The organism is Anaerococcus provencensis, from assembly GCF_000312365.2.
Lineage (GTDB): Bacteria > Bacillota > Clostridia > Tissierellales > Peptoniphilaceae > Anaerococcus > Anaerococcus provencensis.
Genome location: NZ_HG003685.1, coordinates 341,772 through 365,601, shown reverse-complemented (window position 1 = coordinate 365,601; position 23,830 = coordinate 341,772). Strand labels below are relative to the sequence as shown.

The window sequence follows — 23,830 nt, the reverse complement described above, 5'->3', positions numbered from 1 at the left end:
TTCTTCCATTTCTAAAAAATTAATACCGATACCAAAAGATATAATCCACCACTAGCTAGCATTAGCTTGATGGGATCTATCTTTGTCTTTAGCATAAGGGCAAAAGCAAGGATGAAAATTCCCAGCATCAAGTAATCCATATTTGCAAATGCTACAAGCTCTTCACCAAAAAATGCCGTCTTAAGTATTTGCACACCTGCTATTAGAATCATAGAAACGATGGCAGGTCTCAAAAAGTATAGAATATTTGACATCACATCGATGTTTTTATATTTCTTGTAAAAATAGGATATAGTCCCTCCAATTATAGCAGAGGGCAATACACAACCAAAAGTCGCAGCCAAGGCTCCTGGAAATCCTGCAATTCTCGTTCCTACAAAGGTTGCAGAATTTATAGCAATAGGTCCTGGCGTCATCTGACTAATTGTGATCAAATCGTTGAATTCACCAAGGCTTAACCATTGGTTTAACTCAACCACTTCTTCTTGGATTACAGGCAAGGCTGCATATCCACCACCAAAAGAGAAGAGACCAATCTTTAAAAAGCTTATAAATAATTTAAGAAGCATGATTCCTCCTAGCTAGAGTATAAATTACCCCAATTACTATAAGGCTTCCTATGATATAAATGACATTTACATCAAAGAAATATCCCAAGATAAAACTAGTTAGCATAATTCCTATAACAAGGGGAGACTTCTCCTTTAGAAGGTCACGACCCATATCGATTACAACCTTGATAATCAAGGCTCCAACCCCTGCCTGCATGCCCTTAAGGAAAAGCGCTATATATTTATTAGTAATAAAAGCCTGGTAGGCCAGTGAAAACAAACTTATTATTATAAGGGGAGGAATAATAGTACCAAGGATTGCCACAATCATACCAGCAAGTCCCAAGGTCTCATATCCCACGACTACTGCCGCATTTACAGCAACAGCCCCAGGCGCAGATTGGGCAATAGCAGTCATATCTAACATCTCATCTTTGGAAATCCAACCCAGTTTTTCTACAAACGTCTCTTTCATAAGAGATAAAATAACATAACCTCCACCAAAAGTGAAAGCTGAAAGATAGAGGGTGGATTTAAATAATTCCCATAATTTATTTTTTTCTTTCATAACTCCTCATTTCTACTAAATCCTACACAAATATGATACCATAAAACTTAGTAGATATAATATTATAGTATGATCTAGATATGATTATCAAACATTTTTCTATTATTAATATCATCTTTTTTCTAACTTAAACGGAAAAAATAAGACCTCTGGTTCCTACCCCAGAGATCTTATTTCTTTCTATTTAATTATTTCTGCTCCAAGCTTATTTAAAGTTTCATCAACCCATGGTCTGATGTATGTTCCCTCTTTATTCATGGTCTCTATGATACTTGATTCTTTTTTATGAATTTCTTCAACTTTATTAGCTAATTCTTCTGCTTCTTCTGGCTTTATAACAACAATGCCGTCCTTATCACCAACAATTATATCTCCAGGTCTAACCACTTGACCACCAAATGATATTACAGTTCCTATTTCACCAGGACCATTTTTATATGGACCGTTAGGTACTACTCCATTGGCATAAACTGCCATATCATCGTATGTAGATATATCATCATAGTCTCTGATAGGTCCGTCAGTTATAATTCCTTTTATTCCTCTTAGTCTACAATATCCAGCCATTAATTCTCCAAATATAGCACGATCCTTGCTTCCCATAGAATCTATAACAATAACATCTCCTGGCTGAGCTAAATCCAATGCTTTATGAAAATATAAGTTATCGCCTTGTGCCACTTTTACAGTAAATGCTGTTCCTAAAAGCTTTACATCATTCATTGGTCTTATTTCTTGATTTACAGCTGACATTCTACCGAGTGCATCATCTATATTTGCTACTGGAAGATCTTTAAATAAATCAACTAATCGTTGTTCTGGTCTATCAAATTTTAAATTAATAACGTTACCTGTTTTCATTTATTACTCCTTTTAAATTACTATGTGGAGATTTTCTTCTCCATTTTTTGTTCTTATTATTTCGTCAATTGCTCCAGTACCCATTCTAATCAAAGAATCTACTGTATTCGCACCATTATGTGGGGTAGCTATAAAGTTGCTACATTCTAATAAAGGATTATTTTTATTAATTGGCTCTACTTCAAAAGCATCCATAGACGCTCCAAATATTGACTTTTCCTTTAGGGCATTATATAAGTCACTTTCATTGACAATCTTGCCTCTGGCAGTATTTATTAATATTGCGGTTTTCTTCATTAAATCAAACTCATTTTTGGAAATCATATTCTCTGTAGAATCAGTTAATGGTACTGATATATTTATAATATCAGATTCTTTTAGTAAATCTTCGAGTTTTTCTACCTTGGTTAATCCTAATTCATCGCATCGGCTCTCGCTTATATAAGGATCATAAACCAATACTTTCATTGCAAACCCATTTATAAATATTTTTGATGCTATACTCCCAATATTTCCAAGACCAATTGTCCCAAAAGTTTTGCCTGTCAACTCAAAACCAGTAAGTTCTGGTGGAGCAATCCTATCAACACCATTAATAACCGTTTTATGACTACCAACTATTTTTCTAGAAACAGCCATAGTTAATCCAACAATTAATTCTGCAACTGAGTTAGAATTAGCAGCTGGAGTATTAGTTACTCTTATGCCTTTGATTTTTGCATAATCTAAGTCAATACTATCTGTACCTACTCCATGTTTAGCAATTATTTTTAGATTAGGCATTTTGTCAATCATACCTTTATCAAGTTTAAAAACTCTAATTATACAAGAATCGCAATCTAATAAATCTTCGTCTTTTACATCATCCCATTTAATAACTTCATCCAAGTGTTTATAAGCATAATCTAATGCTTCATCTGATATTGGATCAAATATTATCGTCTTCAAATTTGCCTCCTAAGAAAGTACATGAATAGCCATGGTAATAAAAACTGGATTTACTACACTTAGAGCAATGGACACTACTGGTGGTAAAATCGCCATTGGAATTGGTGCAGGACCATTATCAACAATTACAGAATCCATGTTAGCTACAGCATTTGGTGTAGATCCTATTGCAACACCGCACATACCAGCAGACATTACTGATGCATCATAGTTCTTACCAAGAATTTTAAATACTACAGAATAAGCAATTAAAATTACAAATATAGTTTGAACTAGCAGTAGAGCTAATAGAGGCAATGCCAAATCTAATAATAACCATATTTCTGTAGACATCACTGTTAAAGTTAAGAATATGTTAAGTGCAGTATTACCGACATCTTCTATTATCTTGTTTTCTATTCTAGTTCCTTTAGCTTCTAAAACATTTGTAATAATAGCGGCTACAAATAACCCACCAACATAGTCTGGCCATTTAAAACCTGTAATATTATTTAAGAATTGAACCACAAAGCCACCTAATCCTATTGATATGAGTATGAATATTACTGAATCCAGTAAATTTTTAGCTAATAGTTTATTGTCTTTATGTATTGTTTTATCAGCATGAATATCAGTTTCTATATTAACCGTATTTTCAGCAGTTCCTTCATAATGCAAGTTATATTTTGTAATAAGCTTTCTTGCGACTGGCCCACCTATAATTGAGCCTATAACAAGTCCTGCTGTGGCTGCTGCAATAGCCGCTACTTCAGCACCCTTAATTCCCAATTCTTCAATTGTAGGTCCAAAAGCCGCTGCATTACCAGGACCTCCTGACATAGACATTGATCCTACTGTCAATCCAAGTAAAGAATCAACCCCTACAAGTGGTGCAACTGCCGCAGCAATTATATTTTGTATAAAAGCAATTCCTAAAATAATAGCTGCTAATTTTAAACCTATAACTCCAGATTTTTTCAAACTTTTAATTGAGAATGTAAATCCAGTTGCAGTAAAAAACATTTGTAATAATAATGGATTTAATGTTTTGTCAAAAACAATTTTGTATGATCCGCTTGTATGACCTATAGTTACAATAATTGCTGCAATCAATCCACCTATAACCGGAGCTGGAATAAAATATTTTTGGAACAACGTCACATGTCTCTTAATAAAACTACCCAGTAGCGAAATTGCCGCTGCTAAAGCTAGAGACTGAATCAAACTTAGTTCAATCGCCATATAAAATATCTCCCTTCTATTTTTAAATCATTTGTAAAACGATTTCTTAAATATATGTTAGCAGAGTATTAAGGTAAAGTAAAACTAAATAAATTGATATATATTATTTATTTTTTTGATAATATCTAAAAATTATATTAAACTATAGAGTAAGGAGATTAACATGCACGAATCACGGATAGAAACTTTTTTAGCTATAGCTGAAACTAGAAATCTAACAGACGCTTCCTCAAAACTCTATTTATCACAATCAACAGTTAGTACCAGGCTAAAACAACTAGAAGATTATTTAGGTTACAAACTTTTTTTCAGGAATAAAGGTTTAACAAAAATAGAACTTACCGAGCGAGGCGAAGCATTCTTACCTTTAGCAAACGAATTCATTAAATTAACAAATAAAATGAAAGAAAACGAATTTATTTCTAGTAAAATTAAGGTAAGCATTGCTGCTACCAATAGTATTATGCAATCTATTATATTTAAATATATAAATTATGTACAAAATCAATCTCACAATATTTTATTTGAAAGCAAGACAATGCACTCAGCTGAAATTTATGATAATGTGTATGAAAATAAAATAGACGTCGGATTATCATTAAAGCAATTTAAATATGCCGGTATTGAAACTTTAGAGATTGTAAATATACCATTTTATATTTATAGATTAAGTGGAGAGACAAATTCAAATTTAGATATAAAGAACTATATTTATATTCCACGGGGATTTGAAGTAGACAATTTTATACTAAAAAATTTTAATAGAAATGATGTATATAATAAATATGCTGACTCTGTTATAACCGCTTTCCTAACATTAAAAGAAAATGAGTGGTTGATAGCACCCAAATCGTTTGTTGATTGTATACCAACAGGTTTATCATTAGATTATATTAGAGATGATAAATTCCCAAATTATAAAATATATCTAGTTTACAAACTTTCTAACTATAACAATAATGACTTTTTCAAATTAGTTATTGATAGCATTGTAAAGTTTTTTGAAAATAATGATTAATAAAACACCTTCAGAGAATATGGTATCTCTGAAGGTGTTTTGCTTATCAGATTTCAATAATCATTACAAATCTTAGCGATTAAATCTATTTTTTAAAATTAATAAAATTTTTGATTGATTTTTTCGGCAACTTTTTCAGGGGTAAATCCAAATTCAGCTGTTACTTCTTCGCCTTTGCCTGATATACCAAAGCTATCTATGCCTATGTTTAGGCCGTCAGTGCCTGTCCATTCTGCCCAGCCGAAGGTTGATCCCATTTCTATGGATACTTTCTTAGCTTCTTTTGGTAGGACTTCTTCTTTGTAAGCATCATCTTGTTCTCTGAATAGTTCCATTGATGGCATTGATACTACTCTGATGTTTTTGCCATCGCTTTCAAGTTTTTCTTTTACTTTTAGGGCAAGGTCTACTTCTGATCCAGTTGCTATTAGTACTAGCTCTGGGGCTTCAGAAGAGTCGTTAATGATATAAGCTCCCTTTTCAATGCTTTCTATGTTTTCTGTTTCTTTTAGATTTGTAAGGTTTTGGCGGGTTAGAGCCATTACTACTGGTCTTTCTTTGGATTCAAGGGCTATCTTCCAAGCAAGTCTTGTTTCGTTTCCATCTGCTGGTCTTAGTGTGATGGTGTTTGGTATTGATCTAATCATCGCCAATTGTTCGATTGGTTGGTGGGTTGGACCATCTTCACCAACTGCTACAGAGTCGTGAGTCATGACATAGGTTAGTGGCAATTTTGATAATGCTGATAGTCTGATTGCTGGTTTCAAGTAGTCTGTAAATACGAAAAATGTTGAAACATGGTGCCATGTTCCACCGTGAGCAATGATACCATTTCCTATGGCTGCCATAGCAAATTCACGTACTCCGTACCAAATGTTGCGTCCTTCTGGACTTTGGTCTGTGAATGCTACTGTGTCTTTGATATTTGTCTTGTTTGATGAGAATAGGTCAGCTGAACCACCCCAGAAGTTTGGTGTGATTTTCGCCAAATCTTGGATGATTTCACCATTTGATGCACGGCTTGCAAGGGCTTTGTCGTCTGCTGTGTATTTTTTGACATCATCAATGAAGTTTTCTGGCAATTCTCTGTTGATACCAGCCATTAGATTCTTATAATCTTCTGGATATTTTTCTTGGTATTTCTTTAATAGCTCACCCCATTTTTGGTTTGCTTCTTGGCCAGTTTTTTCTATGCCATCTGCAAAAGTTTGGTAGATTTCCTCTGGTACTGTAAAGTCATCTTCTGCCCACTCGTAAATTTCTTTGGCCTTAATGAAATCTTCTTCGCCAATTGGAGCACCATGAACTTTGTTTGTGCCTTGATTTGCTGAGCCGTAGCCAATAACTGTTTTTATTTCAATAATTGTTGGTCCGTTAGTATTTGCTTTGGCACTAGCAATAGCCTTATAGATTTCTTCTAAATCTCTACCATTTTCTACACGTAGATAGTTCCAATTTAAGGCTTCGGCACGTTTTTTCATATCATCAGAGAAAGATGTGCTTGTTGCCCCGTCTAGGCAAACATCATTTGAATCATATAGAAGTATTAATTTTGATAGATTCAAGTGTCCTGCCAAACTCATTGCTTCGTAGGAGATACCTTCCATTAGATCCCCATCTCCACATAGTGCATAGGTGTAGTGATCTATGATTTGGGCATCTTCCTTATTATATAGGGCTGCCATGTGTTTTTCTGCAATAGCAAGGCCAACAGCTTGGGCTATACCTTGGCCAAGAGGACCTGTTGTAACTTCAACCCCCTCTATGTTACCACGTTCTGGGTGGCCAGCTGTTTTTGCATTAAGTTGCCTAAAATCCTTGAGATCATCTAGGCTTACATCGTATCCTGCAAGGTGAAGCATGGAATAAAGCATAGCTGATCCATGTCCAGCTGATAAGACAAATCTATCGCGATCAAACCATGTAGAATTCTTTGGGTTGGCTTTCAAAAATTTGTTCCATAAAACATAGGCCATTGGCGCTGCTCCCATAGGAAGACCAGGGTGACCACTGCTTGCTTTTTCAATTTGTGCAATGGAAAGTGCACGAATAGCACTTACCGCTCTATCATCATTTTTATTAAACATGTAAACTCCTTAAAAAACTAAAAGTGTAACTAATATAATCATACCATAAATATTTTGTTTTTGATAAGAGCAAATCTATAGCTTTTGTGATATACTAATAACATCTGACAAAAAAGGAGATTGTTATGCCACCTAAAACAAAAGATTTGCTCAAAAGAATCATAATATCTATTATTGGCACATTTATGATTGCCGTAACTATTGGGATTATGCGAATCCTTGCCCTTGGGGTTGACCCATTTACATCATTTATCCTTGGTATATGCAATATGACCAATACACCATTTAGAATAATCTATCCGATTATAAATGGCCTAATACTCATTTTTATATTTTTCTTAAATAGGTCTATGATTGGTTGGGGAACTCTCATCAATTTGATCCTAATAGGACCTGTAGCAGATTACTCTGCCAATGTTTTTGAAAATATGTACACCAATCCTACGTTCGCATCAAAAATTGTCATACTAATCCTTGCTACCATGGTAATGGCAATGAATGTTTCCCTCTATGCCAGCACAGATATAGGTGTATCAGCATATGATTCCCTATTTATTACCATCAATAAAAGAAAACCAAATATGAGCCTAGGCAAAGCAAGAATACTCACAGATACAATCAGTGTTATAGTTGGATTCATAGGCAAGGCTGCTCTTGGCATCGGAACCATACTAAATGTACTAATCATGGGACCTTTGGTAGAATTTTTCACAAAAACTACAACCAAATCAATCCTAAAAGCCTTTGGTGTAAAGGCTGCCAATATAGAATAAGGATGAGAGCAAGTCTCATCCTCTTTTGTTTCTATTTATTTCTAGCTTCAAATTTTTCCCAGTCTTTGACAAAGGCATCAATTCCTGCTGTGGTCAATGGATGAGTCCACAATTTCTCAAATAAAGAACCTGGAATAGTTGCTATGTGTGCACCTGCTAGGGCAGCTTCTTCTAGATGGTTGATGCGTCTGATGCTTGCTGCGATTATCTCTGATTCGTAACCATATATATCGATTACATCACGAAGTGACGCTACAAGCTCTGCTCCGTTTTCTCCCATATCATCGATTCTTCCCATAAATGGAGAAATATAAGTTGCTCCAGCCTTCATAGCCATAATTCCTTGGGAAAGGGAAAATATCAATGTACAATTTGTCTTAATACCTTCCTTTGATAGGGTGTGTATAGCCTTAAGACCGTCCTCTGTCATAGGAATCTTTACAACTATATTCTCAGACCATTTTGCCAAATCACGAGCTTGGTCAACCATCCCTTCATAGTCATAGCAAGTAACCTCAGCAGAAACAGGTCCATCGACAATTTGAGAAATCTCGCTAACAACTTCCTTAAAATCTCTACCCTCTTTGTTAATCAAAGAAGGATTAGTAGTAACCCCATCACAAAGCCCCAGATCGTTAACTCTTTTGATTTCATCTACATTTGCAGTATCCAAAAAAAACTTCATTTTGCCTCCTACAATTATGGTTATCTGTACTATTTAACAATAAAATCATATATAAGTAAAATATTTTATTATAAAATGCTAATATTTATAATTTTTAAACCTCTTCTACATAGTCTTTCTTAAGTATTTTTAAAAGTAATGCTGTTGTTAGTGACCCTACTATTATTGCTATTACAAATGCTAACTTATTACCAACAACAGGTAATACTATAAACCCACCGTGAGGAACTGGACAAGTAACACCTGTAAATGCAGCTATTAGTGCACCAACAATACACCCACCTATAGTTGAAGGGAATACCGCTTTTGGATCTTTTATAGCATATGGTATTGCTCCTTCTGTGATGCCAAGCATACCCATGATTCCAACAGCTTTAGCTCCATCTCTTTCTGATTCACTGAATTTTTCCTTTGCTATAATAGTAGCTAAAAATATTCCAATTGGTGGGACCGCTACAAGCACACGGAATATACCATTTGGCTCAAGTATACCTTCGTTTAATAGTGTAAGTGTAAACATAGAAACCGCTTTTGTTATTGGCCCTCCAAAGTCGATTTCAGAAAATACTCCCATTGCTACAGCAAAAATAGCCTTACTTCCACCTTGAAGATTTGTCATAAATTTTGTAAAAGAATTTACAACAAATGAAATAGGATATCCTATTATAAAGTAATAAATCAAACCTAGAGATAATACTGATATTATAGGTATTATTAATATTGGCGTAACTGATCGGAAAAGTTTGTGTTTTGCAACCCTCCAAGATTTCATCCACTGTACAAAATATCCTGCAGCAAGCCCCATAATTAAAGCGCCAATGAAACCACTCTTGATCTCTGTTCCATTGAATGTTATAGTGCTATTTGCTATAAAACCTAATATGAACCCTGGAGTAAGTGCTGGTTTTCCAGCTACAGAATATGCTATATACGCCGCAAATACTGGAATCATCATCGTCATACCAGCTTTACCTAGCTGATTTATAAACGTCATTAACTCCCCTTGAGGAACCATTCCTGTTGAGGTTTGTTCAGCTCCTAGTAATGATATGGCAAGTATAACACCACCAGCAACTACTATTGGCATCATAAAAGAAACACCACTAAGTAAATGTTTCTGAATATCTTTTAGTATTTTTTTCATAATCTATACCTCTGCGATTTCTACTGCTTCATCAACAAGATTTTTCACATCTTTAATTGCTCTATCAACATCTGCCCTTAATACCTTTTTGCCTTCAAATCTTTCCTCCCCTTCGATAACGATACTTACCGCAAGTATAATAACATCAGCATCATGTATATCCTCTTTTGTAAGTTCATTTTCAATACCAAGTCCACCTTGTGTTTCGACCTTGTAATCAAAGCCTCTTTTTTTTAACTCATTTTCTAGAGATTCTTGAGCCATGTAGGTATGTGCAATACCTGTTGGACAAGCTGTAATTCCTAATACTTTCATTTTATTTCCCTCAATTTTTGATAATAAGCTTCTAGTTTCTCTTCAAATCCTTGTAAATCTTCCGCTAATTTTTCAATATTTTGATCCAATATATTCTTTTTAGCAAAAATACCCCCTGCGCTTCCAACGTAATCATATCCACCTCTAAAAGCTTCTCCAACGTTATCTTTATTTATTCCACCAACTGCCATAAGATTTATTTCGTCCCCCAATGGCTCTTTTACTTTCTTAGCATAACTTAAAGATAATTCATTTGAAGGAAATACCTTTATGATATTCGCTCCCAAATCATGCATCTCTTTTATTTCGCTTGGGCTGTATGCCCCTGGTATGGATATAATGTTATTATCTTTACAATAATTTAGCATATCTGTAGACATTTTTATTGGAGATAGGGCAAATTTTGCTCCTGATTTGTGCGCCTTTCTCAACTGATCAAATGTTATTACGGTACCAGCCCCAATATTCAATTCATCTGAATATTTTTTGCTGATTTTGTCAATTACCGTATAAGGATCGTCTGAATTTAATGTGATTTCCAGATTTTTTATATACTTACCACTTAATAAAACTTCACAAATGTTTTTAATTTGTTTATAGTTATAGCCTCTTAAAATTAGTGTTACTTTACCAAATTCCATAAAACCTCCCTTATAGGTTATATTTGATTGAATAAATCATACGCAGCTTGTACACTATCTAAATTTTCAAGTTTTCTCCTAAAATCATCATTTATAATTTTCTTACTTAAATTAGCTATATATCTTAGATGTCTATCACTCCCCTCAGATGTTACCGCTATTAAAAATATTTTATCCGTAGAATCATTATCGTTTTCATTCCGTATTATTGGACGTTTGAGTTTTAAAAATGCTATGAAATCATTATTTATAGCATTACTTTTAGCATGAGGTATAGCTATATTAAAGTCAAAAGATGTTGGCATGACTTCTTCTCTATCATATAAACTTTTTAAAAAAAACTCTTTTGAATTAATATAATTTTTTTCCAAGACTTTATCTGCTACAAAATTAAAAATATCATCTTTTGTATCAAACGTTGAATCAATAAATATTAAGTCTTCCTCAATCATTATTTTTTCCTTTCAATTGTAAAATCAGATTAATAAAATCATCATAAGTTTTCACCTTCAGTAAGTGTTGAACAAGTCCCCTTGTATTAGAAATCCTTAGTATAATATTAAATAAATTTTTTAAATCATTCATATCATTTCTAGAAACGTTGACTAAAAATACAATTTGAACTTTGTTTTCAGTCCAAATAAAAGGAGTTTTATTTACAATAGTCAATACACAATTATCTTTAACATAGTTGGGATTACCATGTGGAATTGATATAAAATTATTAATCTCAGTACTACCTTTAGTTTCTCTTACCAAAACAGATTCTAAATAATCTTTAGTCACAATATTATTTTCTATTAGCATCTCATTAGAGAATTCTAATAGTTGTTCTTTATTTTTAAAATTTTTTTCTAAAAAGGTAGTTTCTTTTTTAAAATATTTTGTTACTACACTCTTCAAAACATCATCAGTTGTAATATCCATATAGCTTTTATTTTTAAAAATTGTATTAGTAAAAAGGTTTGCTATATTTTTTAAATCCGTATCTGAAACAACAGGCGAAATATTTACAGTTGGTATATTTTCAAATTGTTTGTCACCAGTATTTATTATAAAATCAAAATGTCCTTGATTGATGATTGAATAACCTACGTTTTCAAAAACTTCTATTTCGTCAGTAGTGAGAACATTACTTATCCTGTTCAATATAAAATCTGAACTCATCATTTTGTTAGAGTTTATCAACGCTATCCTTCTAGCAACTTTATTTCTGTCAAGCGCTGATTGTACATATATAGTTATTAGACCAATCTCGTTGTCGTTTATTGAATATTCAAATTTTTCTTGGTTGTACATAACAACCATCCAAACAGCATTAAACAGAGTCAGATACTCTTTTTTTATATCTACTATAAATGGGTTGTTGATTTGAATGTCATTTGACATTCGATACATTAGTGGCGGAAAATGATTTCGAAGTTGTTCAAGTAATATTGTGTCGTTGTTAAGATTAACATCTAAAATTTCAGATAATTGACTTATTAAAGTTAATATAATTGAGTCGTAATTTCCATCAATTGTTTGTACAAATTTATTCCCTTTTAACAAATCAGCTATAAATAATTTTTCTTTATCATCAAATTTAACATCATACTTTTTCTCCATTTTTTCTATTAGAGATAAAGCTTTAAACGAAATATTTTCTGAATAAATATAACTTATTTGATTTAGATTATTTCCCTTTAGTTTTATATATACTAGAACAATTAAGTTACTAACAATATTATCTAAGTAGTATCCAGCAATTGTTTGATAATTCCCCTTTATAAAGTTATAAATAATTTTTTTCATACTATATACAAGCTCTGCACCATACGTTTCATTTAGCACTTCGTAATAGATATTGTAAATAAGTTCTTGCTGAATAATAGATTGAGAGATAGTATTATAAATTATTTCGTTAAATTTAACATAGATCCTCTGCATATTTTTATAATCTGATAATATCAATAGGTTATTCTTAATTATTAACTTGCATTGCTCTCCGTTTAAATACACTTCATTGATAACTCCAATGTCATTAATTAATGTTGATGTGCTAATATAAAGCATATCGGCAAATGAGTCTATATTGTATGCTTCTTCACAAAATATTACATTTTTCAATATCTGTAATCTTCTGTCATTATTAAATATGACATTTGTATCAAAACTATTTGTAGGAGATTTATTAGACTTAATTATAGATAGACCCTTTCCATCGTTCCTAATTAACTCATATACAGTGCTTTTCAAAAATAGCTCAATAGTATTTAAATCAGAGAAAACCGTCCTTCTTGAAACATCAAACTTTTCTGATATATCTTTTGTGGAAATGTTTTCTGTGTTGTTCTTCAAATATTCAATTATCTTCTTTTGTCTATCATTCATTCTCTTTCACCTATCCTTATAGTAGCAAATACGAATAATTTAGTAAAATAAAGTATTTTCATATCATATATGAAAAAGTTTTCTTTTGTTCCTGGGTTTAATACATTTTTAATTCTAATAGAGATGGCAATACAAGATATTTAACATTAATCATTAATCAGAATGCCAATATAAAGTTTATATTTTTTCATGCATAGTTTTTAATGGTTTAAAACACTAGAAGTTGATTCAATTATTTTATTCAATCATATGTTTTTAATATTAATAACATATATACATATTGTTTATAAACATTTTATATTTGTTGATTTTTCCAATTAGATATTGTATCTGTGAAATAATATTGAATCACTAGAAGTAATAATGATTTTATGAAATAAATATTGTTATCTTTATCAAAATGCATTTTATATTTATATAGGTCAGATAAATATTATTTACGTCTATAAAATAAGTTAAATAGTATGGTAAATAAAATTCATAAATATAAGAAATCTTATAAAAACATAAATTAATACATTGAAATTTAATATATAATAGAAAAAAATCTGTAAAAGGAAAATTTTAAAGTTTTATAGAGTATGCCAAAAAACTAATTTTATATAGAATAATAAATACTTATGAGGTTTAATAAAACACCTATAAATGTATTATCAAACCCCATTTTTATTTAAAATATATAGTTTCTAATTTTTTTGATTCAACATTATTATTTGTGATATTTAACGTAAAAATTTGATAATTAGGAGACCGTTATTTAAATTACTCGTAATTTTTCAAAAACTGATTGCCTTTTTTTAGCCTCAATTGTAATTCTTCTATATTTACTTTTTTAACATCAATATCGTTTAGTGCCGCTATAGCTGCGGCTGTACCTCCACCTTGCGCTATTGCACTTACAATGGCTGTAACTCTAATAGCTGCTAAAGCTTTATGAGTTGCACTTACGCATCTACCCACAACAATTAAATTATCACTTTCATTAGTAATAAGTATCCTATATGGGATTGAATACCAGCTTCCTGGTTTTAAGAATTTATGCAAGGTTTCTTCCTTACCTTCTGGTGAGTGGATATCTATTGGGTACCCACCCATAGCTATCGCATCATCAAACATGACATTATTGACCAAATCTTCATCAGTTAAAGTATATAACCCAAAAATTTTATTGGATTCTCTTATTCCTATATTAGGGCCAGTGTAGGCTAAAATACATTTTTCAAATCCAGGGATATTTTCCCTTAAATAACTCAATACTTCTTGAACCTGTTTTCTACCTATAATTTCGGCTTCTGTTAAGTCAAACGGATCCGTCGCTTTTAATTTTGATACCCTAGACATATTTACAATGAACTCGCCTGGGTTATTTGTCTCAAAGGCTAATACAACTTCTCTATTAAAACTTAGTTTTTTATTCTTAATAGCAAATTTCAATGAATCTAATTCAGCATTAATACCAATTCTTGAGGATCCATCTATAACTTGGTGACTTTTAGCATAGGTTTTTTCTACATTTTCGTGTAGAAATTTCTTTAATCTTTCACGATCAACATTATATACCTTCGCATTCATTGTCATAGGTTGAGCAAGCTGATCCTCTTTTCTTCCATAAAGAACCGATACCCCTGTTCTTATTGCTAAATCAGCATCTGCAGTAGCATCAATAAATACCTTGGATTTAACGAAAAATTCACCACACTTAGAAAATAACTTTAATTTTTCAATATGCCCATTTTCATGAAATAAATCTATACATTGAGTATGGTACAGAATATCTGCACCCGAATCTATTACGATCTCCTCCATAGCTATTTTCATACCTTCAGCATCAAACGGCGTAGCACTTGATGTGTACCCAACAAAATCATCCATGTGCCCTGGAGAAAGATTTCTAGACTTTAACTTTTCTATTATTTCATCCGCTATTCCTGTAACTACTTGTGTATCACCTGCGTGGAATGTCATCATAGGTCCTGTACCAGCATTCGTTAGCATTCCTCCGAGGTACCCAAACCTCTCAACTAAAAGTGTTTTTGCACCATTTCGTGCTGATGCTGTTGCTGCACATACACCTGCTGGTCCACCCCCAATGACAACAACATCATAATTTAGCTCTTTCATACTACACCTCTTTCTATTAATGTATTCACAAATGAATATGCTCCGACCTCAGATAAGATATTAAACTTTAATTTTCCGAATTTATAGTTTCCAATTTTTAAGTATGGTATATTAGTCATTTCACTTAAAAATCCTATAGATGAGTATTCTATATAGTGAAAGTATTCATGAGCAAGTACTAAATTCTTCGATCTTTCATAATTCAAATCAAATTGGTCAGACCATTTTTTGATTGATAAAGAGTATAGCTTTATAATTTTGTTTTCAGGAAAAATATCAGCATAATAACGAATATTGCCAATTTTATTATCTATGTGATATTCATAAATCCTATAGTTTCGAGATATAAACTCTTCTTCAAAATTCGCAACTGTGTCATTCGATATTAATTGCTCAGCTTGATATTTACCACATTTCCAAGATTGATCAAAATATTTTAAAGCGCACTTTTGGGTAGTTTTTTTTGATAAATTACTATTTAAAACCTCATCTTTAGATAAATTATAATCAGGAAAAGGCAATCTTATTTCTGCCATGTTAGTCAGCTCTACTTGTAGAAATTATAATAAGAGTCTCATCTTCTGGAGTAGATGCCAATTCAATGTCTGCTAAAGCAATTACCTGAGATGATGTTTGTAATCCTGAAACATCTATTATTTTAAGATCATTAACTATATATATATTAGGTAATTGAGCACCACCATCATTATATTCTGTATATTCATCAAGAACATAATTTAACGTCTGCAAATAATTATCTTTAGTTGTTTGAAATACATTAGCATTATTCTTTTGGAGTCTTATCACGCCTTCATTATCGATTAGCCTTAAGTTATTACTTATTTTTTTAAAAATCCCAAACTTTCTGGATACATTTTTATATACAACAGCTATCATTTTTTTGTTTTGGGCCACGATACTTAGTTCAGAAATGCTAACACCTAGATTATCAGCTACTATAGCCAATAAATCCTTAGTTTCTAAGTTTGATTGTGATAAATCTTTAGTTCTTAATTCTGTAGTTCCTATTGCAGTACCCCTAATTAAGTTCCTTTGGTTATCTACTTCTACTGATATTTCTACAGTTGATGAGTTAGCTCCTGAATTAATTATTGCTCTTTCAACTTCTCTCCTAATCTCTAGAATTTCCTCCTCAGTTGGATTGGCAACAGTTCTTTCAACCACTTCTCTTACCATTGCTAAAGCAACACCAATAGTTGATATTACCGGAGCATTTTTAGCTACTTTATACTTATAATTCATATACTCACCTAAATGAGGAACTACTACACTTGCTCCGCCTCCTCCGCCTACAAAAATTGTGCTTCTTGGATTTAAATCATAGTCTCCAATTATCTTATTTACAACTTCTGAGTTCTTTTTAGCAGCAAAATCCATCACTGCTTTTGCAGCTTCTTCAATTGTTAAGCCACATTTGGTAGCTAATGGCTCCCAAGCTTTTCTTGCTGATTCTACATTCCCTCTTGCATAATCTCCTTCATTGATATATCCAAGAATATTTGCAGCTCCTGATAATGTTAGACAATATTTTTTATTATTTAAGCACTCAATATAACAATAATCTGGATCGCCATTTATTGGGCTAATAACTTTTAATACCGGATTAACTATTTCAGACGGATCCGCATAAACCTCATAATCGAGTCCTGCGATGTGAGCAGACCTAGGTCCAGTTCCAACTATTTTGTTGTTTTCGAATTGGACCATGGATCCTCCACCTATACCTACTGTTCTGACATCTAGGGAATTTATATATGTCTTGTGATCTCCTACCTCTGCGTATTTTATCATTACTTTTCCATCTTTAACACACGAAATATCTGTGGATGTGCCTCCAACCTCTAAAAATATACCATCAGTAAGTTTTTCATACATCAGTGCTCCAGCAACTCCAGCAGAAGGACCTGATAAAATAGTTAAAATAGGTCTTTTTCTCACCTCTTCAATGCTCATTACTCCACCATCACATCTCATAACCATTAACTGAGATTTAATATTTGATTCTTTAATACTTGATTCTGTCATATTAGCTGTTTCAAGCATTTTAGGCATTATACTGGCATTTATTATAGCTGTCTTAGTTCTAACCTTAAGACCATATAATTTTGATATTTCGTTTGTTGCTGTAGCAGCAAGTCCATTTTTTTCACTTACCTCTACTATGTAATTCTCATTGTTAGGATTATTAACACTAAAGGCTTCTGCAGCAACTAAGGATTCACACCCTTCATTTTTAAGATTTAAAATTGCATTTTCTGCAATTTCTTGATTAACTCCATCGTATTCCTTTAAATCTATATATTGATTTTCTGTACTTAAATATTTATTATTTGTAAGCTTTATATCTCCAAAAGATGTGTCTCTTTTAGATTTTAACCCTTCAACACCTTGTCCTACAGTAATAACTCCTACTTTAGAAACATCACCCTCCAGAAGAGCATTTGTGGCTTGTGTTGTACCATGTGCTATAAACACTACATCTGAAGGATCAATTCTGTATTTTTTTAATACATCGTTTAAAACTTGTATAATACCTTCAGCTACCCCTAGAGTAGAATTATGTGTAGTGGGAACTTTAGAAGATCCCACCAATTCATAAGTCTCATTATTTATTACTGCAGCATCAGTAAATGTACCACCTACATCTATACCAATTCTTACTTTCATAATCTCTCCCTATCTAAAAATATTTAAAGGCAGCTATTAGAACTCCAATAGTAGTTAGTGCCCATAAATATGGTAGCAATTTTTTCGTAATTGTATTTACTTCTACTCCAACAAAATTTGCACACCAAACGTTTTGTGTGTTTGTAGGGTCTCCAACAGCTTGGATTCGTTCAACAGATAGGAAAGCTCCCATAACAGCTAATGTAGGAAGAACGCCTAAACTAATCATTAAAGCTGCTATACCAGATCCCAAGCCAAACAAATTTAAAGGTCCCCTATATAATGCTAACGGAGCAAACACTACAAAAAATAGAATAAACATAATTCTAGTTTTTGGAGTAACTACTGACATTAAAGGATTTAATACATCCATTACTATAGGATTCGTTACAGATAGATATAACATCCCAATTCCGACCATTAGTATTACAGCTGGCGCTGCATCGGATATCCCATCATAGCATGATTTTGTTATAAGTCCCATCGTTTTATTCCAATTTTTAAATGTAGCTATTGCAATCCATATTATTCCCACCATAAAGGATGGAACTATCGGAAATTTTAAAAATACAACTAATATAATTGGAATTATAGGTGTAATCATAGCTAGGAAACCTCTTACTCCTTTAAGTTCGTTCTTGTTATTAAGTTCGTTATTCAATTGGTTTGAAAAAGATAACTTAATTCCATTGATTTTGAACTCTCTAATAATTAAAACTAAAGTAGCTATAGTAGTTGCTATCATTAGGTAAATCGAAAATGATTTTATTTGTTGCACTTCTACGCCAAAAATACTACTGTATGTTTGCCAATTGGCAATATTAAAACTAAGACCAGTTGCAAAAGCCATTAAAAAAATAGATACAGCAGAAAGTGCTGGTATACCAATAGATACCATTATTGGTAATACAATAGTACCTACCATAATAATTGAACCTAGTCCCGCTAAAGTCGTAAACAAAAGTGCAACAACTATAGAAAGAACTATAGTTATAACCAACGGCCTATCTCCTCCTAACTCCGCAGCTTTTTTTATCAAATTTTCAGTTACCCCAGATTTATTCATCATCTGGCCAAGCCAAGCTCCAAAAATAACTGCTATATAGGCACTTGCCATACGTGTACTACCAGCTTCAATTACCGAATGAAGCCATCCAATATTGTTACCATCTACATCCGTTGCAATAAAAGGAACACCTGAAATCACAGATATCCCTATTGCTAATAAAGGAAGAGCTATTAAAGTTGGCATTTTTTTTGAAATCATCAAACCTGCAATAATTAGAAATAAAACTAAAATTAATACACCTTTAATCATATATATTCTCCTATAAACTATCTATATTTTTTCTAAACTCGCTTATCACTCTTTTGTATGTATCTATATTTCTATCTTCAAAAACAACTGCTCCTAGCATGATAGCTTTGCAACCTATATCATGCAAAAGAACTATTTCTTCTGGTTTTATCTTTTTTTGGGTAGGGATCAAAACCGGTTTATTTGTATTTTTTACAACATTAGAATACTTAGCCAAATCATAAATAGTTAATTGTGTTCTGTACTTCTCTTGTGGAACAATTGAGCATTCCAATATATCTGTGTTTACTTCATTTAAATAGTCAGGCTTTATGTCTGTAGTAGAAGATAACGCTCCTAAAATATCAAACTTTTTATTTAATAACAATTCAGCTGGTGCGTACTCAACATAAGAGGATAAGAAATCTGCCCCTAATTGATTTAGCTTTTCAAGTTCATCAGTTGATGCATATTTATTTCCTTCACCAGGAACCAAGCCAAATATTTTATCATATTTTTTGACTTCCCTTGATAAGTCTTCTAAAAAGGTCCTTTCTTCTTCGAATGATCCATAAGTATTATTTGAAGCATAATGATGAACATTTAGATGTACCTTTACTCCATCAGCTCCAGATTCTAGTGCAGCAGTTGCGTATTCAATTTTATTAGCTGGTAAGCTAACTAATAAAGTAAACTTATTATTGTCAATAATATTTCTTAACATTTTTATTCTCCCAAGTATAACTCTCTGATTAGAGCTTCGTTTAAATTGCTTGATTTGTCTGATTTTGTTGTTTCAAACGAATCAATTAGTGCAAGATTTTTAGTATTCACCATTAATTTGGATACTTTTCTATCAATATTCGGTATTTTACTAGCATTCCCTATTAAAAAAATAGCATCTAAATTATAGAAAATCAATAAATTATCTAATGCAAAAGATAAACGATTGATAAAATTCTTTAAAGATACATCATATCTAGAAATATTTATATTATTTTCAATTAAACAATTAATTCTATTATAAGTATCAAGCCACATATCTAAGGTATTATTTAAACTAAATATTTCAGACAATTCTATAGTGGTTTTTAACTTATTAGTTTTATCAAAACTATTAAAGTTATACATTACTTGCGTACTTAATTTCTCATCAACAGATACAAAGGCATAAAGCTCTATAAATTCAGATTCCACCTTTGCTATTTCTTCAGTTAAAATATATTTAAGGCTACTCTCAATTGGAATTGGAATATCATTATACATATTTAGCGCAGCACTAAAAGAAATTCTGTCACTATTAACAGGAGTCTCGAATAAGTAGCTAATCTCGTTTTGATTAATATTTTCTTCAAGTAAAACCACTGCATTTGTAATATTCTTAGAATTATCTTTTACAATCTGAGTTATTATATGAACCATATAATTACCATCCAAATAGTCCATATTGAATACCTTTTCATCCACAATATTATGTTCCTTATATTTTTTAAAAGTAATGGATCGATGTCTTACTTCAAAAACTAAATTTACTGATGATAATTCTGTAACTCGTAATCCTACTTTAGGTCTGCCACCTGTAGATTTTTTAACTTCGGATTCATAAATAATATTTTCTTCAATCAATTCTTTCGTAAGTGATGTAATTGTTGCTGTTGAAAGCTTAGTCAATTTACTTAAATCTAATCTTGATAATCCCGGGTTTGATAAGATTGTATTAATTACTAGTTTTCGATTTGATGTCTTTACATCATTTATAGATAATTTTTTCATGGAGCCTCCTACTTATTTTATATACTAAAATAAGTTAGCTTATTTATATCATGAAAACTTTTTCTTGTCAAGGCTTCTATTTATTTAAAGGTATATTTATATATATTTGTGGTGAAAAATATAATGGATTATGCATAATTGTATATATAAGATTTATTTAAAACTTTAATTAGTACAATGTTTATACCAGAAAAACAAACTAAGATTAACAACTACCCAACTATATTTACAATAAAAACATAAATTATTCTAAACATTAAAAACGATGAAGACTTTAAAACTGATATCAAAGCTCTATTTAAAATCCAAGATATCAACTTGACAAGAAAAATTAAAGATGAAATCTTTTTAAAATACGAAAGCGAAAAGAAATTCCAAAACTCTTTAAACACCTTAGATAAATGATTTGACGATGCCTTTGCATACTTATCTAATGATGTGGCTTAGGTCAACAATTACTTAGAAAGACTAAATCAAGAAGTTAGAAGACGAGAAAAAGTAATTAGAATATTCCCTAATGAAGATTCAGCTATTAGACTAATAGGCACAATCCTCATTGATATCAATGAGGATTGGATAACCTCTTCTAAATTGTATATTAAGATGAAATAGCAAATATTGTATTAGCATATTTTACACAATATTATGGATTTGACTGAAGAACATTTTATATCATTTATTAAAAATTATTAATAATAAAAATATTTAGCTCATAAACTTTACGGATTCTACTAAATTATGAATAAATTCGTCATAATTTTTATACAGTCTCTTTATTGTTTAAAAAAACTTCACTTACATAAGGGAATTCGTATGAATACCATCTCAGTTAAAAGAGCCGAATCAGCTTGCTAACAATATGATTACTATTAACTAAAGCTTTAAACTACATAGACATTATTTATGTCAAGTCATGTGTATCATTTGTATTTTATATAATATACTTATTCCTTAATATATTATATAAATCATTGTAAATATATATTTGAGCATTAAAAAGTAGATGAGTGTGTTATTCTCACCTACTTTATCAACGCTCTATAAATGATAGCAGGTCTCACCCGCTTTTTAATTATTTATTTCTAGATTCAAATTTTTCCCAGTCTTTGACAAAGGCATCAATGCCTGCTGTAGTCAATGGATGAGTCCACAATTTCTCAAACAATGACCCTGGAATAGTTGCTATGTGTGCACCTGCTAGGGCAGCTTCTTCTAGATGGTTGATGTGTCTGATGCTTGCTGCGATTATTTCTGATTCGTATCCATATATATCAATCACATCACGAAGGGAAGCAACAAGTTCTGCTCCGTTTTCTCCCATATCATCGATTCTTCCCATAAATGGAGAAATATATGTTGCTCCAGCCTTCATAGCCATAATTCCTTGGGAAAGGGAAAATATAAGTGTACAATTAGTTTTTATCCCTTCCCTTGATAGGGTGTGTATGGCCTTAAGGCCATCCTCTGTCATAGGGATCTTTACAACTATATTATCAGACCACTTAGCCAAATCACGGGCTTGGTCAACCATCCCTTCATAGTCATAGCAAGTAACTTCAGCAGAAACAGGTCCATCAACTATCTTTGAGATCTCGCTAACAACTTCCTTAAAATCTCTACCCTCTTTGTTAATCAAAGAAGGATTAGTAGTAACCCCATCACAAAGCCCCAGATCGTTAACTCTTTTGATTTCATCTACATTTGCAGTGTCCAAGAAAAACTTCATTTTGCCTCCTTTGTATTTTCATTCCTTTTTGCCTTCACCTTATACACAGTTTTTGAATAGAACTCATTTCCCTTCTTAAGTATTATATTCCCAAAATCTTCGTGATTTATAGCATCTGGAAACAATTGTGTTTCTAGCGCAATTCCTTGGTGTTTACAAAGATCCATTGAGGAATCCTCATTTATTTTATTTAGAGTATAAACTATTAAACAAGTCCTATCTGTATTAATTTCTAGATTAATGTTTTTTGAAGGATTTTCTAAAATAACAGGATTGGTATTATCTAGTACATATATAGTATCCAAACCCTTATTTTTCAATACTTCAGGGTGATTGCTTTCAAATATTTTTTCCATCCTGACAGTTTTGTTAAAATATATATCTGTCCCTAGTGCTGATTGTCTTTTTCCATTTGGACTACTATCATCATTTGTTTCTAATATTTCTGTGGAGGGTATTGTTAGATAGTGATTCGCAACAGATGATTTTTCTCCATTTAGATTAAAATAAACATGGTTAGTTGGATTTACTATGGTATCTTTGTTAGAATGTGCCCTATACTCAACAGTCCATTCGTTATCATTATTAAAGCTATGAATTACTTTGATTTCTAAATCACCTGGATAATAATTGTCTTTCTCTTTGTCGAGCAAAGAGAATATCACCTTTATTGCCGAATCGCATTCTTTTATTTCATAAGACCAATTTCTTAAATCATAACCTGATTTGCCACCGTGCAAGTGATTGTTAGCTTCGTTTGCATCTAGGATATAATCAGTATCATTTAAAGTAAATTTAGAATTTGTAATCCTACCTGCCACTCGACCAATAGTTGCTCCAAAGTAATAGGACCTATTATTTATAAGTTGGTCAATGTTTTTATATGATAAAACAATATTACCAATAGATCTTATATTAAATTCATTTATACGAGCCCCAAGGCTCCAAAATACAATTGAATTTCCAAGGTCATTTATAAGTTCAATTTCAGTTACAGGCTCTCCATTAAAAGTTCCTATATTTTTTTCTGTATATTTCAT

At 31.8% G+C, this 23,830-nt stretch carries 22 protein-coding genes and 1 pseudogene; 3 read left to right on the top strand and 20 right to left on the bottom strand.

Translation table 11 applies throughout. The features are described 5' to 3' along the window. Positions 1-11: 11 nt before the first annotated feature. From BN38_RS01995 to BN38_RS01975, 5 genes are all read right to left on the bottom strand, one after another. On the bottom strand, positions 12-569 hold the full coding sequence (locus BN38_RS01995) for a chromate transporter (RefSeq protein ID WP_044565243.1): 558 nt from the start codon (positions 567-569) through the stop codon (positions 12-14). Beyond that, on the bottom strand, positions 559-1,119 hold the full coding sequence (locus tag BN38_RS01990; protein ID WP_044565241.1) for a chromate transporter: 561 nt from the start codon (positions 1,117-1,119) through the stop codon (positions 559-561). The genes BN38_RS01995 and BN38_RS01990 overlap by 11 nt, the downstream gene beginning before the upstream one ends. 180 nt (positions 1,120-1,299) lie before the next feature. Then, positions 1,300-1,980, bottom strand: a complete 681-nt coding sequence (locus tag BN38_RS01985) for an RraA family protein (protein ID WP_044565240.1) — start codon at positions 1,978-1,980, stop codon at positions 1,300-1,302. Between the two features lie 12 nt (positions 1,981-1,992). Beyond that, a complete protein-coding gene (locus tag BN38_RS01980) occupies positions 1,993-2,928 on the bottom strand; it encodes a phosphoglycerate dehydrogenase (RefSeq protein ID WP_044565239.1) in 936 nt (311 codons plus the stop codon). A gap of 9 nt (positions 2,929-2,937) precedes the next feature. Next, positions 2,938-4,149, bottom strand: coding sequence for a sodium/glutamate symporter (locus BN38_RS01975; protein ID WP_044565238.1), 1,212 nt, complete (start codon positions 4,147-4,149; stop codon positions 2,938-2,940). 163 nt (positions 4,150-4,312) lie between these two features. On the opposite strand from BN38_RS01975, the gene BN38_RS01970 reads away from it, so the two are divergent. Beyond that, the gene (locus tag BN38_RS01970; protein WP_044565237.1) at positions 4,313-5,167 is read left to right on the top strand and encodes a LysR family transcriptional regulator; all 855 of its coding nucleotides are present in this window, start codon (positions 4,313-4,315) and stop codon (positions 5,165-5,167) included. Positions 5,168-5,265: 98 nt separating this feature from the next. On the opposite strand, the gene tkt is transcribed toward BN38_RS01970, so the two are convergent. Next, entirely contained in the window at positions 5,266-7,254 is a 1,989-nt protein-coding gene (tkt, locus tag BN38_RS01965; protein ID WP_044565236.1) for a transketolase, read from the bottom strand. A 125-nt stretch (positions 7,255-7,379) separates the two neighbouring features. Between tkt and BN38_RS01960 the strand changes: the two genes are divergently transcribed. Next, on the top strand, positions 7,380-8,027 hold the full coding sequence (locus BN38_RS01960) for a YczE/YyaS/YitT family protein (RefSeq protein ID WP_044565235.1): 648 nt from the start codon (positions 7,380-7,382) through the stop codon (positions 8,025-8,027). 31 nt (positions 8,028-8,058) lie between these two features. On the opposite strand, the gene fsa (BN38_RS01955) is transcribed toward BN38_RS01960, so the two are convergent. The 12 genes from fsa (BN38_RS01955) to BN38_RS01900 all read right to left on the bottom strand — a co-directional run bounded on the left by fsa (BN38_RS01955) (position 8,059) and on the right by BN38_RS01900 (position 21,064). After that, entirely contained in the window at positions 8,059-8,712 is a 654-nt protein-coding gene (gene fsa, locus BN38_RS01955) for a fructose-6-phosphate aldolase (protein ID WP_044565234.1), read from the bottom strand. 94 nt (positions 8,713-8,806) lie between these two features. Continuing rightward, positions 8,807-9,856, bottom strand: a complete 1,050-nt coding sequence (locus BN38_RS01950; RefSeq protein WP_044565233.1) for a PTS fructose transporter subunit IIC — start codon at positions 9,854-9,856, stop codon at positions 8,807-8,809. 3 nt (positions 9,857-9,859) lie between these two features. After that, on the bottom strand, positions 9,860-10,171 hold the full coding sequence (locus BN38_RS01945; RefSeq protein WP_044565232.1) for a PTS fructose transporter subunit IIB: 312 nt from the start codon (positions 10,169-10,171) through the stop codon (positions 9,860-9,862). Further along, complete coding sequence (locus BN38_RS01940) at positions 10,168-10,812, bottom strand: bifunctional 4-hydroxy-2-oxoglutarate aldolase/2-dehydro-3-deoxy-phosphogluconate aldolase (protein WP_044565230.1); 645 nt, start codon at positions 10,810-10,812, stop codon at positions 10,168-10,170. Before BN38_RS01940 ends, BN38_RS01945 begins: the two co-directional genes overlap by 4 nt. A gap of 17 nt (positions 10,813-10,829) precedes the next feature. Then, entirely contained in the window at positions 10,830-11,264 is a 435-nt protein-coding gene (locus BN38_RS01935) for a PTS sugar transporter subunit IIA (RefSeq protein WP_044565229.1), read from the bottom strand. Next, entirely contained in the window at positions 11,257-13,185 is a 1,929-nt protein-coding gene (locus tag BN38_RS01930; protein ID WP_044565228.1) for a BglG family transcription antiterminator, read from the bottom strand. The genes BN38_RS01935 and BN38_RS01930 overlap by 8 nt, the downstream gene beginning before the upstream one ends. A 762-nt stretch (positions 13,186-13,947) precedes the next feature. Then, positions 13,948-15,306, bottom strand: coding sequence for an FAD-dependent oxidoreductase (locus BN38_RS01925; RefSeq protein WP_044565226.1), 1,359 nt, complete (start codon positions 15,304-15,306; stop codon positions 13,948-13,950). Beyond that, a complete protein-coding gene (locus tag BN38_RS01920) occupies positions 15,303-15,842 on the bottom strand; it encodes a hypothetical protein (RefSeq protein ID WP_044565225.1) in 540 nt (179 codons plus the stop codon). The genes BN38_RS01925 and BN38_RS01920 overlap by 4 nt, the downstream gene beginning before the upstream one ends. A gap of 1 nt (position 15,843) precedes the next feature. Then, positions 15,844-17,994: a hydantoinase/oxoprolinase family protein gene (locus BN38_RS01915; RefSeq protein WP_044565224.1), complete on the bottom strand. Its 2,151-nt coding sequence runs from the start codon at positions 17,992-17,994 to the stop codon at positions 15,844-15,846. Positions 17,995-18,007: 13 nt separating this feature from the next. Beyond that, the gene (locus BN38_RS01910; protein WP_044565223.1) at positions 18,008-19,312 is read right to left on the bottom strand and encodes a hypothetical protein; all 1,305 of its coding nucleotides are present in this window, start codon (positions 19,310-19,312) and stop codon (positions 18,008-18,010) included. 10 nt (positions 19,313-19,322) lie between these two features. Beyond that, entirely contained in the window at positions 19,323-20,015 is a 693-nt protein-coding gene (locus BN38_RS01905; RefSeq protein ID WP_044565222.1) for a hypothetical protein, read from the bottom strand. 2 nt (positions 20,016-20,017) lie between these two features. Beyond that, complete coding sequence (locus tag BN38_RS01900; RefSeq protein ID WP_044565221.1) at positions 20,018-21,064, bottom strand: winged helix-turn-helix domain-containing protein; 1,047 nt, start codon at positions 21,062-21,064, stop codon at positions 20,018-20,020. Between the two features lie 258 nt (positions 21,065-21,322). On the opposite strand from BN38_RS01900, the pseudogene BN38_RS11645 reads away from it, so the two are divergent. Further along, a pseudogene (locus BN38_RS11645) lies at positions 21,323-21,676 on the top strand (transposase); the annotation flags it as partial. Between the two features lie 460 nt (positions 21,677-22,136). Here BN38_RS11645 and fsa (BN38_RS01895) read toward each other — a convergent pair. Both fsa (BN38_RS01895) and BN38_RS01890 read right to left on the bottom strand, forming a co-directional pair. Then, positions 22,137-22,790: a fructose-6-phosphate aldolase gene (gene fsa / locus BN38_RS01895; protein WP_044565220.1), complete on the bottom strand. Its 654-nt coding sequence runs from the start codon at positions 22,788-22,790 to the stop codon at positions 22,137-22,139. Next, positions 22,787-23,830: an aldose epimerase family protein gene (locus BN38_RS01890; protein WP_049944419.1), complete on the bottom strand. Its 1,044-nt coding sequence runs from the start codon at positions 23,828-23,830 to the stop codon at positions 22,787-22,789. Before BN38_RS01890 ends, fsa (BN38_RS01895) begins: the two co-directional genes overlap by 4 nt.

What these genes read in the sequence shown, in the direction of transcription:
- BN38_RS01995 (WP_044565243.1), bottom strand. Translation starts at nt 569, where the DNA reads ATGCTTCTTAAATTATTTATAAGCTTTTTAAAGATTGGTCTCTTCTCT.
- BN38_RS01990 (WP_044565241.1), bottom strand. Translation starts at nt 1,119, where the DNA reads ATGAAAGAAAAAAATAAATTATGGGAATTATTTAAATCCACCCTCTAT.
- BN38_RS01985 (WP_044565240.1), bottom strand. Translation starts at nt 1,980, where the DNA reads ATGAAAACAGGTAACGTTATTAATTTAAAATTTGATAGACCAGAACAA.
- BN38_RS01975 (WP_044565238.1), bottom strand. Translation starts at nt 4,149, where the DNA reads ATGGCGATTGAACTAAGTTTGATTCAGTCTCTAGCTTTAGCAGCGGCA.
- BN38_RS01970 (WP_044565237.1), top strand. Translation starts at nt 4,313, where the DNA reads ATGCACGAATCACGGATAGAAACTTTTTTAGCTATAGCTGAAACTAGA.
- tkt (WP_044565236.1), bottom strand. Translation starts at nt 7,254, where the DNA reads ATGTTTAATAAAAATGATGATAGAGCGGTAAGTGCTATTCGTGCACTT.
- BN38_RS01960 (WP_044565235.1), top strand. Translation starts at nt 7,380, where the DNA reads ATGCCACCTAAAACAAAAGATTTGCTCAAAAGAATCATAATATCTATT.
- fsa (WP_044565234.1), bottom strand. Translation starts at nt 8,712, where the DNA reads ATGAAGTTTTTTTTGGATACTGCAAATGTAGATGAAATCAAAAGAGTT.
- BN38_RS01950 (WP_044565233.1), bottom strand. Translation starts at nt 9,856, where the DNA reads ATGAAAAAAATACTAAAAGATATTCAGAAACATTTACTTAGTGGTGTT.
- BN38_RS01945 (WP_044565232.1), bottom strand. Translation starts at nt 10,171, where the DNA reads ATGAAAGTATTAGGAATTACAGCTTGTCCAACAGGTATTGCACATACC.
- BN38_RS01940 (WP_044565230.1), bottom strand. Translation starts at nt 10,812, where the DNA reads ATGGAATTTGGTAAAGTAACACTAATTTTAAGAGGCTATAACTATAAA.
- BN38_RS01935 (WP_044565229.1), bottom strand. Translation starts at nt 11,264, where the DNA reads ATGATTGAGGAAGACTTAATATTTATTGATTCAACGTTTGATACAAAA.
- BN38_RS01930 (WP_044565228.1), bottom strand. Translation starts at nt 13,185, where the DNA reads ATGAATGATAGACAAAAGAAGATAATTGAATATTTGAAGAACAACACA.
- BN38_RS01925 (WP_044565226.1), bottom strand. Translation starts at nt 15,306, where the DNA reads ATGAAAGAGCTAAATTATGATGTTGTTGTCATTGGGGGTGGACCAGCA.
- BN38_RS01920 (WP_044565225.1), bottom strand. Translation starts at nt 15,842, where the DNA reads ATGGCAGAAATAAGATTGCCTTTTCCTGATTATAATTTATCTAAAGAT.
- BN38_RS01915 (WP_044565224.1), bottom strand. Translation starts at nt 17,994, where the DNA reads ATGAAAGTAAGAATTGGTATAGATGTAGGTGGTACATTTACTGATGCT.
- BN38_RS01910 (WP_044565223.1), bottom strand. Translation starts at nt 19,312, where the DNA reads ATGATTAAAGGTGTATTAATTTTAGTTTTATTTCTAATTATTGCAGGT.
- BN38_RS01905 (WP_044565222.1), bottom strand. Translation starts at nt 20,015, where the DNA reads ATGTTAAGAAATATTATTGACAATAATAAGTTTACTTTATTAGTTAGC.
- BN38_RS01900 (WP_044565221.1), bottom strand. Translation starts at nt 21,064, where the DNA reads ATGAAAAAATTATCTATAAATGATGTAAAGACATCAAATCGAAAACTA.
- fsa (WP_044565220.1), bottom strand. Translation starts at nt 22,790, where the DNA reads ATGAAGTTTTTCTTGGACACTGCAAATGTAGATGAAATCAAAAGAGTT.
- BN38_RS01890 (WP_049944419.1), bottom strand. Translation starts at nt 23,830, where the DNA reads ATGAAATATACAGAAAAAAATATAGGAACTTTTAATGGAGAGCCTGTA.